At 71.2% G+C, this 14,004-nt stretch carries 16 protein-coding genes; 7 read left to right on the top strand and 9 right to left on the bottom strand.

The features are described 5' to 3' along the window. The first annotated feature begins 13 nt into the window (after positions 1-13). From AB0K05_RS15780 to AB0K05_RS15755, 6 genes are all read left to right on the top strand, one after another. The gene (locus tag AB0K05_RS15780) at positions 14-1,246 is read left to right on the top strand and encodes an ABC transporter substrate-binding protein (protein WP_271275658.1); all 1,233 of its coding nucleotides are present in this window, start codon (positions 14-16) and stop codon (positions 1,244-1,246) included. Next, positions 1,243-2,187 (top strand): branched-chain amino acid ABC transporter permease, encoded by a 945-nt coding sequence (locus tag AB0K05_RS15775; RefSeq protein WP_271275657.1) that lies wholly within the window; start codon positions 1,243-1,245, stop codon positions 2,185-2,187. The genes AB0K05_RS15780 and AB0K05_RS15775 overlap by 4 nt, the downstream gene beginning before the upstream one ends. Next, a complete protein-coding gene (locus tag AB0K05_RS15770; RefSeq protein ID WP_364229701.1) occupies positions 2,184-3,161 on the top strand; it encodes a branched-chain amino acid ABC transporter permease in 978 nt (325 codons plus the stop codon). The genes AB0K05_RS15775 and AB0K05_RS15770 overlap by 4 nt, the downstream gene beginning before the upstream one ends. Continuing rightward, on the top strand, positions 3,158-3,886 hold the full coding sequence (locus AB0K05_RS15765; RefSeq protein WP_271275655.1) for an ABC transporter ATP-binding protein: 729 nt from the start codon (positions 3,158-3,160) through the stop codon (positions 3,884-3,886). The genes AB0K05_RS15770 and AB0K05_RS15765 overlap by 4 nt, the downstream gene beginning before the upstream one ends. After that, a complete protein-coding gene (locus tag AB0K05_RS15760; protein ID WP_364229792.1) occupies positions 3,873-4,553 on the top strand; it encodes an ABC transporter ATP-binding protein in 681 nt (226 codons plus the stop codon). The genes AB0K05_RS15765 and AB0K05_RS15760 overlap by 14 nt, the downstream gene beginning before the upstream one ends. Positions 4,554-4,701: 148 nt before the next feature. Further along, a complete protein-coding gene (locus AB0K05_RS15755; protein WP_271275653.1) occupies positions 4,702-6,561 on the top strand; it encodes a cellulose binding domain-containing protein in 1,860 nt (619 codons plus the stop codon). Positions 6,562-6,571: 10 nt separating this feature from the next. Here AB0K05_RS15755 and AB0K05_RS15750 read toward each other — a convergent pair whose 3' ends face one another. The 3 genes from AB0K05_RS15750 to helR all read right to left on the bottom strand — a co-directional run bounded on the left by AB0K05_RS15750 (position 6,572) and on the right by helR (position 9,805). Further along, entirely contained in the window at positions 6,572-6,862 is a 291-nt protein-coding gene (locus tag AB0K05_RS15750; RefSeq protein WP_219546732.1) for a DUF3817 domain-containing protein, read from the bottom strand. Between the two features lie 58 nt (positions 6,863-6,920). Continuing rightward, the gene (locus AB0K05_RS15745; RefSeq protein WP_219546733.1) at positions 6,921-7,475 is read right to left on the bottom strand and encodes a dihydrofolate reductase family protein; all 555 of its coding nucleotides are present in this window, start codon (positions 7,473-7,475) and stop codon (positions 6,921-6,923) included. Between the two features lie 161 nt (positions 7,476-7,636). Beyond that, the gene (helR, locus tag AB0K05_RS15740; RefSeq protein WP_364229698.1) at positions 7,637-9,805 is read right to left on the bottom strand and encodes an RNA polymerase recycling motor ATPase HelR; all 2,169 of its coding nucleotides are present in this window, start codon (positions 9,803-9,805) and stop codon (positions 7,637-7,639) included. 285 nt (positions 9,806-10,090) lie between these two features. Between helR and AB0K05_RS15735 the strand changes: the two genes are divergently transcribed. Continuing rightward, entirely contained in the window at positions 10,091-10,744 is a 654-nt protein-coding gene (locus AB0K05_RS15735) for a DUF998 domain-containing protein (RefSeq protein ID WP_364229696.1), read from the top strand. Between the two features lie 52 nt (positions 10,745-10,796). Here the strand turns inward: AB0K05_RS15735 and AB0K05_RS15730 are convergent, their stop codons facing one another. From AB0K05_RS15730 to AB0K05_RS15705, 6 genes are all read right to left on the bottom strand, one after another. Next, positions 10,797-11,357, bottom strand: coding sequence for a fasciclin domain-containing protein (locus tag AB0K05_RS15730; protein WP_271275650.1), 561 nt, complete (start codon positions 11,355-11,357; stop codon positions 10,797-10,799). 168 nt (positions 11,358-11,525) lie between these two features. Then, positions 11,526-11,957: an SRPBCC domain-containing protein gene (locus tag AB0K05_RS15725; protein WP_271275649.1), complete on the bottom strand. Its 432-nt coding sequence runs from the start codon at positions 11,955-11,957 to the stop codon at positions 11,526-11,528. A 19-nt stretch (positions 11,958-11,976) separates the two neighbouring features. Continuing rightward, the gene (locus AB0K05_RS15720) at positions 11,977-12,318 is read right to left on the bottom strand and encodes a winged helix-turn-helix domain-containing protein (protein WP_148035232.1); all 342 of its coding nucleotides are present in this window, start codon (positions 12,316-12,318) and stop codon (positions 11,977-11,979) included. Then, positions 12,315-12,758 (bottom strand): SRPBCC family protein, encoded by a 444-nt coding sequence (locus tag AB0K05_RS15715; RefSeq protein ID WP_271275648.1) that lies wholly within the window; start codon positions 12,756-12,758, stop codon positions 12,315-12,317. Before AB0K05_RS15715 ends, AB0K05_RS15720 begins: the two co-directional genes overlap by 4 nt. An 83-nt stretch (positions 12,759-12,841) precedes the next feature. Then, on the bottom strand, positions 12,842-13,210 hold the full coding sequence (locus tag AB0K05_RS15710; RefSeq protein ID WP_271275647.1) for a hypothetical protein: 369 nt from the start codon (positions 13,208-13,210) through the stop codon (positions 12,842-12,844). A 9-nt stretch (positions 13,211-13,219) separates the two neighbouring features. Beyond that, positions 13,220-13,834: a TetR/AcrR family transcriptional regulator gene (locus AB0K05_RS15705; RefSeq protein ID WP_148035235.1), complete on the bottom strand. Its 615-nt coding sequence runs from the start codon at positions 13,832-13,834 to the stop codon at positions 13,220-13,222. Between the last annotated feature and the right edge of the window lie 170 nt (positions 13,835-14,004).

The following is a 14,004-nucleotide window of genomic DNA, read 5'->3' as shown; positions in this document are numbered from 1 at the left end:
CGAGGACGACGCCATGCGTATCAAGTCCTGTATCGCCATCGGCACGCTCCTGACTCTCTCCCTGACGGCCTGCGGCGGCTCGGCTCCCGGCGGGGCCGCCCCGGCCTCGCCGGACGCGTCGGGCACCATCAAGATCGGCTCCATCCACCCCCTCACCGGCGCCCTGGCCTTCGACGGCCAGCAGATGTCCAAGGCGATCAAACTCGCCGCCAAGGCGATCAACGACTCCGGCGGCATCAAGTCGCTCGGCGGCGCGAAGCTGGAGATCCTGGACGCCGACAGCCAGGGCAAGCCGGAGATCGGCCAGAGCGAGGCGCAGCGCCTCACCCAGGCGGGCGCCGTGGCGCTCGTCGGGCCCTACCAGAGCGCGGTCGCCGCGCAGGTCGCCACGGTGGCCGAGCGGAACAAGGTGCCGTTCGTCATCGACGTCGCCTCCGCCGACGACATACTCAAGCAGGGTTACACCTATACCTTCCGGCTCCAGCCCTCCTCCGACACCCTCGGCAGGTACGGCGCGCGCTACCTGAAGGACCTGGCCGACCGCACCGGGCAGCAGATCACCAAGGTCGCCTACTTACACGAGCAGACCGACTACGGGTCCTCGACGTACGAGTCGTTCACCGACGAGGCGGCCAAGCTCGGCCTCCAGGTCGGCCCGCGGATCACCTACGACGCGCTCAAGGCCGCCGACCTGACCACCGAGCTCACCAAGGTCAAGGCCGCCGGGGTGGACGCGCTCGCGGTCACCGGCTACTACCGCGACGGCCTGCTCACCGCCAAGGCCATCGCGTCGGTCCAGCCCGGCGTGAAGATCGTGCTCGGCGTCTCGCACGGCGCCTTCAGCTCGCCGGTCTTCCCGCGCGACGGGGGCGCAGCCGCGGAGGGCGTCTACGACTCCAACTTCAACTACGACGCCACCAAGCCGGAGTCGAAGGCGATCCTCGACGCCTTCCAGGCCGAGTACGGCGAGGAACTGCGTTTCATCCCCTTCACCTCGTACGAGTGCGTCAGGCTGGTGGCCGCGGCCCTGGAGAAGGCGGCGAGCCGGGACCCGGCGAAGATCCGTGAGGCGCTCGCCGGGATCTCCTTCGACACGCTGATGGCGTTCGACGGCCCCGTCCAATTCGACGAGTCCGGGCAGAACGAGAACGCCACCCCGATCGTCCTGCAAGTCCAGGACGGCAAGGTCGTCCCGGTGCATCCCGCGGCCAAGGCCGTGGCCGAGCCGAGGCCCGCCGCGGAGTGAACCACCTGATCTCGCGCGCCGGCCTGGGCATCCTCGTGGCGGTGGCCGTGGTCGCGGGCGCGTGGGCCCGCTCGGGCAGCGGATCGGTCACCGCCCAGGCGGTGCTGACCGGTCTGCTGCTCGGCGGGGTCTACGCGCTGGTCGCGATGGGCCTGACGCTGATCTTCGGGGTGCTCGACATCGTCAACTTCGCGCACGGCGCCTTCATGACGCTGGGGATGTACGCCACCGCGCTGCTCGCGACCGGCGCCGGGCTGAACCCCTACCTGTCGCTGCTGGTGAGCGTGCCGCTGCTGTTCGGCCTCGGCTACGTCGTGCAGCGCCACCTGGTGAGCCGGACCATGGGCGGCTCGCTCGCCGCGCAGCTCCTGCTGACCCTGGGCATCGCGATGCTGCTGGAGAACGCCCTGCTGCTGGCCTTCTCCGGCGACACCAGGACGGTCGCGGTCTCCTTCGACACCCCGCTGCGCGTCCTCGGCGCGGTGGCCGACCTCAGCAGGGTGCTGGCGTTCGCCGGCGCGATGGGGCTGGCCGGGGCGGTGTGGCTTTTGCTGACGAGGACCAGGCTGGGCACCGCGATCCGGGCGGTGGCCGCCAACCCGGAGGGCGCCTCGCTGGTGGGGCTCGACGTGCGGCGGCTGCACGCGCTGACGTTCGCCGCCGGCACGGCCTGCGCCGGGGCCGCGGGGACGCTCGTGACGCCGCTCGTCACCGTCGAGCCGACGGCCGGTGAGCTGTTCAACATCATCGGGTTCGTCGTCGTGGTGCTCGGCGGTCTGGGCAGCGTTCCCGGGGCGGTGGCGGGCGGGCTGATCGTCGGCCTGACCGAGCAGCTCGGCGGCATCTACCTGCCGGGGCAGAGCCCGCTGCTGGCGGTGTTCGCGGTGTTCGTGCTCGTCCTGCTCTGGCGCCCGCAGGGCCTGTTCGGGAGGCCGGCGTGATCAGAAGGCTCGTCGTGCTCGCGGCGATCGGCGTGGCCCTCGCCCCGCTGCCCCTGCTGCTGCCGCCCGCGCAGGAGGCGGTCGCCGTCCGCGCTCTGATGTTCGCGATGATGGCCGTGGCCTGGAACCTGATGAGCGGGTTCGGCGGCCTGTTCAGCTTCGGGCACGCCGCCTACTTCGGACTGGGCGCCTACACCACCGCGCTGCTGACCGTCGAGCTGGGGCTCTCGCCGTGGCTCGGGCTGCTCGCCGGGATGGCGGTGGCCGCGCTGTTCGGCGTCGTCACCGGCTATCTGGCGGTCCGCTACCGGCTGAAGGGCGCCTACTTCGCGCTGGCCACCTTCGCCTTCGCGGAGATGCTCAGGCTGGCGGCGCTGAACTCCGAGCTCGTGGGCGGCGCGGTCGGACTCACCCTGCCCGTCACCGGCGAGCAGGGGTGGTGGACGCTCCGGTTCGACGTCGGCGACCCCGCGTACTTCTGGGTCGCGCTGCTGCTGACGCTCGCGTGCGTGGCGACGGTGATCGTGCTGCTCGGCAGCAGGGCGGGGCTGAACCTGGTGGCCGTGCGCGAGGACGAGACGGCCGCCGCGGCCGCCGGGGTCGCGGTGGTCCGCCACAAGATCCTGGCGATCGGCGTCTCCGCCGCGCTCACCTCGGTCGCCGGCGGCTTCTACGCCGTCTACTACCTGTTCGTCAGCCCGGACCTCGCCTTCGGGCCGTCGGTGTCGATCCAGGCCATCCTGCCCGCGGTGATCGGCGGCGTCGGCACGGTGTGGGGGCCGCTGATCGGCGCGGCGGTGCTGGCCCCGCTGTCGGACGTGGCCGCGACGGTGGTCCGCACGCCGCCCGAGTTCCTCTCCTTCCTCCAGGGCCGCAGCGGGCTGGACGTGATCATGTACGCCGTGCTCCTGATCGTCGTGGTCCTGTCCATGCCACGCGGTCTGTACGGCGGCTTCGCCAGGAGGTCGCGATGATCCTGCGCATGGAGGGGGTGAGCAAGGCGTTCGGCGGCCTGCGCGCGCTGGACTCGGTGACGTTCGAGGTCGAGCGGGGCACCATCCACGCGGTCATCGGGCCCAACGGCGCGGGCAAGACCACGCTGTTCTCGGTGATCTCCGGCGAGCAGCGGCCGGAGAGCGGCCGGATCCTGTTCGACGGCCAGGACGTCACCGCCCGGCCCGCCCATCTGCGCGCCAGAGCCGGCCTGGTCCGCACGTTCCAGCTCACCCGGCCCTTCCCCGCCCTGTCCGTCCTCGACAACGTGACCGTGGCCGCCGGCGCGCACCTCCGCACCAGGAAGGAGGCCGTCGCCGCCGCGACCGGGACGATCGAGAGGATCGGGCTCGGCGCCTACCTGTCGCGGCCCGCCGGGGAACTGCCGGCCGCCGCGCGCAAGCAGCTGGAGCTGGCCAGGGCGCTGGCGCTCCGGCCGAAGGTGCTGCTGCTGGACGAGGTGCTGGCCGGGCTCACCCCGGCGGAGCGGGAGCCGATGATCACCCTGCTGGGCGAGCTGCGCGCGGAGGGCATGACGCTGGTCCTGGTCGAACACGTGATGCCGGCGGTGATGCGGCTGGCCGACCGGGTGCTGGTGCTTGATCGCGGGAGCGTGCTCGCCGAAGGGGAGCCCGCGGCGATCGCCCGCGATCCCCGCGTCGTGACCGCCTATCTGGGAGAGGACTCCGATGATGCTCTCGCTTGACGGCGTCGACGCCGGATACGGCGGCCTGCGGGTCCTGCACGGCCTGTCGCTGGAGGTCGCGGCCGGGGAGATCGTCGTGCTCGTCGGGGCCAACGGCGCGGGTAAGTCCACGACGCTGCGGGTCGCCTCGGGGCTGCTCAGGCCGACCGCCGGCCGGGTGGTGTTCGACGGGGAGGAGCTGTCCGGGCTGCCGGTCCACGCGGTGGTGCGGCGCGGGCTCGTCCAGGTCCCGGAGGGCCGCGCGCTGTTCGGCCCGCTCACCGTCGCGGAGAACCTCGCGATGGGCGCCTACCACACGGGCGAGCCCGCCGACAGGGTGCTGGAGCTGTTCCCGAGGCTCGCCGAACGGCTGGACCAGCGGGCCGACACGATGAGCGGCGGTGAGCAGCAGATGCTGGCCATCGGGCGCGCGCTGATGACCCGGCCGAGACTGCTCATGCTGGACGAGCCGTCGGTCGGGCTGGCCCCTCTCATGGTCCGCGCCGTCTTCGCCGCGCTCGGGCGCATCCGCGAGAGCGGCGTCGCGATCCTGCTGGTGGAGCAGAACGCGGCCCAGGCGCTGGCGCTCGCGGACCGCGCCTACGTCATCGAGAGCGGGGTCATCACCCTGTCGGGCGACGACCTGGCGGGCGACGAACGGGTGCGCCGCGCCTACCTCGGCCTCTGAACTCGTTTCAGCCGGTTTCCAGAGGCATATCGCCAGCTCATGGATGGATTGCGTGATCGTACGGACCGAAAATTTCGGCTCTTGATTGACATGTTTCGGGAGGATTCTCAGACTGATCACCGACCCCTCACCGCAAGGGAGAGTTCCGGTGATCATCGGGATCCGTACGAGAGCCGTCGCGCTGGCGGCGGCCGTGACGCTCGCGGCCGCCGGGGCCGTGGCGCTGACCTCCGCCGAGGCCGTCGCGGCCGCCGGGGTCGAGGACGAGGGCGCCGACTGCGCGGTGTCCGGCCTGCCCGGCGAGGGGTCCCTGCCCACCGTCTCCCGGCTTCCCGACCCGTTCATGAAGCTGAACGGCACGCGCGTCTCCGCCAGGTCCGAGTGGCGGTGCCACAGGGCGGAGATCAAGGCGCTGGCGGAGAGGTTCGTCTACGGCGAGAAGCCCGCGAAGCCGTCCGGCGTGACGGGGACGGTGTCACGCACCGGCATCACCGTGAACGTGTCGCACAACGGCAGGAGCGCGAGCTTCTCGGCGGGCGTCGACCTGCCGAGCGGTTCCGGCCCGTTCCCCGCCGTCATCGTCCTGGGCGGGCTGGGCGCGGACACGGCCACGATCAAGGCGGCCGGCGCGGCCGTCGTGACCTACGACCCCCTCGCGGTGGGGCGGGAGGGCACGCCGCGCTCCAGCAAGCAGGGCGCGTTCTACAACGTCTACGGCTCCTCCAGCGGTACGGGGCTGCTGGCCGCCTGGGCGTGGGGCGTGAGCCGGATCATCGACGTCATCGAGCAGTCGGGCGGCAGCGTGCTCACCGCCGACGCGACCGGCGTCACGGGCTGCTCCCGGTACGGCAAGGGCGCCTTCGTGGCCGGCGCCTTCGACCAGCGCATCGCCCTGACCATGCCGATCGAGCCGGGCAGCGGCGGCCTCGCGGCCTTCCGCGTGATCCCCGGCGAGAGCGGCGCCCAGCCGCTGAGCAGCGCCTACGGGGAGCAGCCGTGGCTGGGCGACGCGTTCGGGTCCTTCACCGGCAACCCGGCCAGGCTGCCGGTCGACACGCACTCGGTCGTGGCGATGATCGCGCCGCGCGGTCTGTTCGTCATGGACAACCCGCACATCGACTGGCTGGCCGCCAGGTCGGCGAGCGTCGGCGCCCTCGGCGGGGCGGAGGTCTACAAGGCCCTCGGCGCGGAGGCGAACATCACCTACTGGTCCGACGTCCAGGACGGCAACCACTGCGCCACCCGGTCCGAATGGCGCACCCCGCTGCAGCAGACCATCCAGAAGTTCCTGCGGAACACGGGCAGCCACACGGGCTCGATGCGGATCTCCCCCAGCAAGCGGGGCAACCTCGCCGAGTGGCGTGACTGGCAGACCCCGGCGCTCGGCGGCTCCGGCGACACCACCCCGCCGACCGCGCCCACCGGCCTCGCCGCCTCGGGCACCACGGCCACGGGCACGAGCCTGAGCTGGACGGCCTCGACCGACGACACCGGCCTGGCCGGCTACGACATCCTGCGCGCGCCCGGGCCGAGCGGCGGCACGTTCACCCAGGTCGGCACCTCGGCCACGACCTCGTACGCCGACACGGGCCTGACGCCGGACACCACCTACCGCTACCAGGTCAGGGCACGCGACGCCGCGGGCAACACCTCGCCGGTCTCGAACACCGCCCAGGTCACCACGCAGCCCGGCCCGTCCGGCGGGACCTGCGCGGCCGTCCCTACCGTGCAGACCCAGTGGAGCACCGGCTACGTCGTGCAGCCGCTGACCATCACCAACACGAGCAGCTCGACCATCACCGGATGGACGGTGACCTTCACGCTCCCGGCCGGCCACACGCTGACCGGCTCGTGGAACGGCACCGTCACCACCAGCGGGCAGACCGTGACCATCAGGAACGTCGCCCACAACGGCACCCTCGCCGCCGGAGCCAGCACCACCAGCGTCGGCTTCCAGGTGAGCCGCCCGAGCGGCGACGCCCTGCCGTCCGGCTACACCTGCGTCTGAAGGGCTCGGATCAGGACTGCGTCACCATGCGCGACGCCATGCGGCGCTCGAACCACAGCGAGGTGAACGGCGGCACGGCGCACGCCAGGCCCAGCACCACCGTGCCGCGGCTCCAGCCGGCCTCGCGCGCCGCGAGCACCACCCCGGCCGCGTACAGCACGAACAGCGCTCCGTGGACCGGCCCGAAGATCTTCACCCCGAGCTCGGTGGTCTCCGTCACCCACTTGAAGAACATGCCGATCAGCAGCCCTGCCCACGAGCACGCCTCGGCCACCGCAACGATCCTGAACCAGCGCAGCATGCCGCACCCTTTCACCTGGAGGAAGCGCTCACTCTACAGGCTGTAGAGCTGGCCGTGGTCAGGCGCCCTCGGGCTTGTAGACCAGGGACAGCACCCCGGTCGTGAACGTCTGCGACTTGACCAGCTCCAGCGGGATGGCGTCGCCGCCCTCGTCGAACAGCCGCTCGCCCTTGCGGACGGCGATCGGGTGCACCAGCAGGTGCAGCTCGTCCAGCAGCCCGGCGGCCAGCAGCTGCCGGACCACCGAGACCGAGCCGCTCATGGCGATCCGGCCGCCCGGCTCGTTCTTCAGCGCGGTCACGCCCTCGATCAGGTCGCCCCGCAGCTGCTCGGAGTTGCGCCAGGTGAACTCCAGCGACTGGCGCGACACCACGATCTTCCGCGCGTCGCCGAGCGTCTTGGCGAAGTCGGCGTCCTCGCCGCCCGCCGCCTCGCGCTCCGGCCACGCGCCCACGAAGCTGTCGTAGGTCTTGCGGCCCACGAGCACGGTGTCGGCCATGCCCTCCGTCACGGCGGCGCCCATCTCCTCGTTGAAGTACGGGAAGTGCCACTCCGCCGGCTCGTCGATGACGCCGTCGAGGGAGATGAACAGGCTTGCGGTGATCGTCCTCATGACGGTCCTCCGGGGAAGGGGCGGGGCTGTCCGGCCGCGCCGTTCTGTCGTACCGACAGCTTCGCCGGACCTGCTTACGGATCCCTTAAGGCGTCCTGCGGTCCGGCCGTCAGGAGACCGGAAGGGGGGCCGCTTGAGATCCCATAGTGGCGGCCCGGACGTCAGGGGCTCGTGAGGACGACCAGTTGCCGGGTCGCCCTGGTCATCGCGACATAGCGGTCTACCGCTCCTTCGACGCCCTCGCCGAACGCCTGCGGGTCGACCAGGACGACCAGGTCGAACTCGAGCCCTTTCGCCAGCTCCGGAGTCAGCGACCGGACCCGGGACGTCGCCCGGAACGCGGGATCGCCGATGACGCAGGCGGTCCCGTCGGCGTTCGCGGCGAGCCAGCCGTCCAGGATCGAGTCCAGCTCCCCCGCGGACCCGTGCGCGACGGGGACGCCGCCGCTCCGGATGGAGGTCGGCACGTTGGCGTCCGGGAGCGCGGCCCTGATGACCGGCTCGGCCTCCGCCATGATCTCCTCCGGCGTCCGGTAGTTGATGGTCAGCGAGGCCAGGCTGACCCGGTCGAGCCCGACCCGCTCCAGCCGCTCCTGCCACGACTCGGTGAACCCGTGCCTGGCCTGGGCGCGGTCCCCGACGATGGTGAAGCTCCTGGACGGGCAGCGGAGCAGCAGCATCTGCCACTCCGCGTCGGTCAGCTCCTGGGCCTCGTCCACGACGACGTGCGCGAACGGGCCGGCGAGCCGGTCCGGTTCGACGCCGGGCAGCATGCTCTCGTCGACCAGGGCGTCCTTGATGTCCTGTCCGTGCAGCATCATCACCGCGCCCTCACCGTCGTCGTCGGCCTCGATCATGTGGTCGACGACCGCGGACATCCGCTCGCGCTCGGCGGCGAGGGTGGCTTCCTGGCGGCGCCTGTGGCGTGACGCCTCCGGGTCGCCGAGCCGCTGCCGGGCCGCGTCCAGCAGCGGCAGGTCGGACACCGTCCAGGCCTGGGCGTCCGCGCGCCGCAGCTTCCGCACCTCGTCGGGGCTGAGCCAGGGGGCGCACATCCGCAGGTAGGCGGGCACGGTCCACAGGTCTCCGACGAGGTCGGCGGCTTCGATGATCGGCCACGCGCGGTTGAAGGTCGTGAGCAGCCTCCGGTTGCGCAGCAGCGACCTTCGGATCAGGTCGGCCGGGGCCTCGACCTCGTGCCTGTCCACCAGGATCGTGAGCAGCTCCTCCCAGATCCGGTCGCGCGCCTCGTTGTGCGGGGTGCCGGGCTCCGGCGCCTCGAACGCCTCGGCCCAGTCGTCGGCGCTCAGCCGGACCTCGTCCCAGTCGGTGGTGACCGTCATCTCCTCGGTGGGCGGGTTCTCGTAGAACCTGACGGCCGGCTCGATCGCCTTCACCAGGTCCGCGGACGCCTTCAGACGGGCCACCTCCGGGTCGGTCTCGACCCCGGCGGCGGCGCCCTCGGCGACGAGGTCGCGCAGGGTGCAGGTCTGCACGCCCTCCTCGCCGAGGCTGGGCAGGACGTCGGACACGTAGGCCAGGTAGGGCTGGTGCGGGCCGACGAACAGCACGCCGCCCCTGCGGTGGCCGAGCAGAGGGTCGGAGTAGAGGAGGTAGGCGGAGCGGTGCAGCGCGACGACGGTCTTCCCCGTGCCGGGACCGCCGTCGACGACGAGGGCGCCACGGGATCCGGCGCGGATGACGGCGTCCTGGTCGGCCTGGATGGTGCCGAGCACGTCGCGCATCCGGCTCGACCGGTTGCCGCCGAGGCTGGCGATGAAGGCGGACTGGTCGTCGAGCGCGGCGTGCCCGTCGAACCCGTCGGAGGTGAAGACCTCGTCCCAGTAGTCGCTGATCCGGCCACGCGTCCATCGGTACCTGCGGCGGCTCGCCAGGCCCATCGGGTTGGCGTGGGTGGCTCCGAAGAACGGCTCGGCCGCCGGTGAGCGCCAGTCGAGCAGCAGCCGGCGACCCTCGCCGTCCGCCAGGCCGAGCCGTCCGACGTACACGGGCTCGGAGTCGTCCGCGCCGACCATGCGCCCGAGGCACAGGTCGAGACCGAACCTGCGCAGCGCGCGCAGGCGGGCGGACAGCCGGTGGACCTCCAGGTCCCGGTCCAGCGCCGCCCGGCCCTTGCCGCCTGGCGCCTTCCGCGTGGCGTCGAGCCGGTCGGACAGCTCGGCGATCGTCTGCCGCAGGCTCTCGGCGATGGCCGCGAAGTGCCGCTCGTCGCCGGCGATCAAGGCCGGGTCGGCCTTGGGCGCGAGGTTGCCGGGTAGGTCGAACGCGCTGGTGGTCAGCGGGTTCGTGTCAACAGCTCCGAAACGCACGTGCGCCCCCCAAGTTTCCGCAGGTTCTGGCCCCGGCCGACGATTGTGCGGCACGACCCGGGTCTTGCCGCAAGCCCTGGGGTGCGCTATAGGTTGGAAGTGGAAAGGCGCGGATCTTCCCCTTTCCCCTCGTCCGCCGCCTGAGGCGGCTGTCTCGGGCCCTCGCAGGGCCATACCTACCACTGCTCACGGCTGATCGACGTCCTTCTGCCGACCTTGTTGACAAAGGATATTTTTACGTACAAGCTCATTTTTGCAATCAGCCACGACCGATGGAGATCGACCATGTCCTCCGACACCGCCGTTGACCGGCCACCCCTGCGCACGACCCGCGCCCTGCTCGCCTGCGGAGTGGCCGCGGGGCCGCTGTTCGTCCTGCTGATCGTGGCGCAGGCCATGACCCGCGACGGGTTCGACGCCCGGCGCCACCCGCTCAGCATGCTCAGCCTGGGTGATTACGGCTGGATCCAGACGTGCAACTTCCTGCTCTGCGGGGTGCTGGTGCTGGCGTCCGTCGCCGGTCTGCGCCGTACGCTCCGGCCCGGGACGCCGGGCCGCGCCTGGGGCACCTGGCTCATCGGGGTCTACGGCGCGAGCCTGATCTGGGCCGGCGTCTTCCCCACCGACCCGGCCGAGGGATATCCCGTCGGAACCCCTGACGGCCCCGGCGAGGTCAGCTGGCACGGCATGCTGCACAACCTCGCCCCGGTCGGGATGGGCCTCGCGCTGAGCGTGGCGTGCCTGGTGTTCGCCCGCCGGTTCGCCCGCGCCGGTCAGCGTGGCTGGGCTCTTTACAGCGTCCTGGCACCGGTGGCCTACCTCGTCCTGGGGTTCGCCGCGTTCCCCGCGCAGGACTTCCGCCTGATGGTCGTCGGCGGCACGGCCATCTGGACCTGGGCGGCCGCGCTGTGCCTGAAGTCGATGCCGACCGGAAGATGAGGCGCACGCGGCGCGAGACCGCGCCGCGTGCGCCGTGGGCGTCTGTCCTGCCCTACTGGGGCATCAGGACCTTGTCGATGACCTGGACGGTGGCGTTACGCGTGGGCACGTCGGCGCAGACCACCTTCGCGTCGTTGACCGTGATCTCCTGGCCGGAGGCCTTCGCCGTCAGGTCCCCGCCCTGAAGGGTGGTGAGCGGCGCGCCCTCCAGGTCGGCGGCCATGTGCTTCCCTTGGACGACGTGGTACTGGAGAACCTTGGTGAGCTCTTCCTTGTTCGCCATGAGCTGGTCCAGCTGCTCCTTCGGGACAGCCTGGAACGCCTCGTTGGTGGGTGCGAACACGGTGATGTCCTCGGCGGAGTTCAGCTTCTCTGTCAGGCCGGCCTCCTCGACTGCCTTGGCCAGCGTGGAGAGCTCCGGCACCTGGGTGAGTGCGGTCCCGACCGGCTTGTCGGCGATGTCCTTGAGGCTGCCCTCGATGGCCGCGCACCCCGGGCCTGACGGGCTGCCTCCGTTCGTGGGCTGAGGCGCGGGCGAGGTGACGGACGCGCCGGCGGTACCCGTCACGGTGGCGGCCAGTGTCATGGCCGCGGCGATGAGCAAGTGCTTCACGATGGTCCCCCTGAGATCCTTGGGACCCGCCCGACGGCGGAGCCCGTATGGCGTGCCCGAGATTCCGGACCACGGATTCCCTGATCTCCAGTGTTGAGGAGCTCCGGCCACGGCCAAGTCACCTAGCGCTCAAACGGGGACAAAAGGGGCGTTACTGACTTTTGGCAGTCAGTTCCAGTTGTCGATCTTCACATCGTCGGGGGCCGGGGCGCCCTTCCCGGTTTCGACCAGCGACTTCAGGCTCATGAGGAAGACCGCCCACTTGGTGCTGCAGTGGTGCATGAACTCCACCGGCTCCTTCCAGCCCGCGTGCTTGAAGAGGATGACGGTGTAGTCGTCGGCCCGATCGAGGTCCCAGCCGACGTGCGTGCCGATCCACTCCTCGGGCCCGCCGACCACCTCCCACAGCACGCGCTCGCCGGGGCGGGCGTCGAGGACCTTCATGTCGAACCCGTCGGTCCCGAACCTGAACCGGAGCACGTCGCCCTCGCCCCGGGTGTCGGCCGTCCACCAGCCGGCGAGCCCTTCGACGGTGGTCAGGGCCTCATAGACGTCGGCCGCCGGTGCCTTGATCCCCACTCTGTGCAAGATGTCTGCCATTGCCGGTCCTTCCATGGATTCACTGGTGATCTTTTTCGCGCTGGATCGTCTCGGCGATCCGCTTGATGCGCCGGAGCCTGGCGTCCCATGCCGCCCCCACCGAGGACAGCTGGGCCACGGCGCGGGCGAGCTGCGCCTCGTCCACCCGGTATCTCTTCTCCCGCCCGGCGGGCGCCGCGTGGACGAGGCCGGCGCGGTCGAGCACGACGAGGTGTTTCGCGATGGCCTGCCGCGTCACGGGCAGCCGCTCGCTGAGACTGGTGGCGGTGCCGCTGCCGTCGGCCAGGAGCAGGTCGAGCATCCGCCGACGGGTCGGGTCACCGACCGCGGACCACAGGTCGTCGTCGACGGCGGCGGTCATGGAGCCGACACCAGGCGCGCCGCGTACGCGCCGAGCCGGGGAACGAAGGTGTCCCAGCCCTCGACGTGCTCGCGGTACATCTGGGCCAGCTTGGCGGCCTCCCAGCCCATCTCCCGGAACCCGGTCTCGGTGAGCCGGATCCTCGTGCCCGTGCCCGACGGGGTGAGCTCGAAGGTGACCAGCAGGGATTCGGCGACCTTGCCGTCGGAATAGCACCAGCGGAACGAGAACAGCCGGGGCGGCTCGACCTGGACCACGGTCATCGGGGAGACGACCGCCCTGTCACCCCAGACGAACTCCCCGACGGCGCCGGGAGCCGCCTCGAAGTCGGCGTCGTCCGTCCACCACTGCGAGATGTGCTCGGGACGGCTGACGACCTCGAAGACCACCTCGGGCGAGGCGTCGACGTGGATCTCCCGTTCGATGCTGCCGTACTCCATACGCCCGCTCCTCCTTGACGCGCAACCTTTGGTTGCACGTCAAGTTAGCAGCCGAACCCCCCATCACGCAACCATCGGTTGCGTCAGCCCTCGGCATCCCGGTATCGGTACCACGGGCCCGCCACGTGATCGGCGCCGTCCGGCCGCCCTTGGGGGCTCCTGACATAGCCGTGGGCGCGGTCCCCCAGCCACCCCCGGCCCAGCTCGAAGTAGACCAGGCCGTTCTCGCGGAAGACCCTCTCGAACGTGAGACCGCCGACGGTCCGCTCACCGAGCTCCTCGCCCTCGGCCAGCGAGCGGGCGACCTCCTCCATGCCGGCGACCGAGCCGGCGAAGCGGTCGTCCTCCGTGGGAGCCAGGGCCACGAGCGCGACCAGCAGGAGGGCGGCGGACACCAGCACCGCTCCCAGGTAGGCGGCGCCGCGTAACGCGGGGCCCTGCGTTCGGCTCATGGGGGCAGGCTAGTGGCGTCCGATCGTGCCGAACCAGCTCTCCGTGAGGACGTCCAGCATCTCGTCGCGCTCGACGCCCCAGGTGCCCGGCTTCCAGTGGCGCGCGACGTGGTCGAGCTCGGTGATGGCGACGACGCCGCGGAAGTGGCGGGTGCCGGCGGGGAACCGGCCGGCGCGGTCGAGCCCTTCCTTGATGTCGCCGGTGGCCTCGTTCAGCCACTCGTCGAGGAGCGCGCGGATGTCGGGGTCGACGGCCGCGGCCTCGAAGGCGGCCGTGGTGTAGGGGCGGATCACGTCCCACCGTTCGGAGGTGGACGCCAGCCACGCGCGGATCCGCTCGCGCGAGCCGTCCTCGACCACGTCGACCAGCTCGCGCTCGGTGGACCCGCGCTCGGTGGACGGGGTCCGGTCGAGCGCGGCGTTGAGCCGCTCCGAGATGAGGGCCTTCATCAGCTCGACCTTGGACGGGAAGTACGCGTAGAAGGTCACCCGCGTCGTCCCCGCCGCCGACGCGATGTCGTCGACCGTCGTCGTCGCGTAGCCCTTGGACCCGAACAGGTCGAGACCCGCGTCGAGCAGGAGCTTGCGCGTCATCTCCTTCTGTGCCGCACGGAGCGTCGCCATGCGGCCAGCATAGAGCACCCCGGCCGCCTTCCACTCTCACTGATCGTTCTCAATACGTACCGCTCAAACACTTGATGCAGTGTCAAGTCATATGACACATTGCACGCCAATGAGGTGATCGGGCTCACACGGGTGGCCGATCCCGAGCGCGGCCGGAACCGGTCCGGCCT

It is taken from the genome of Nonomuraea sp. NPDC049486 (genome assembly GCF_040676925.1).
GTDB classification, from domain to species: Bacteria; Actinomycetota; Actinomycetes; order Streptosporangiales; family Streptosporangiaceae; genus Nonomuraea; species Nonomuraea ferruginea.
Note: the sequence above shows the minus strand (reverse complement) of the source record. Positions and strands in the feature narration are given on the sequence as shown.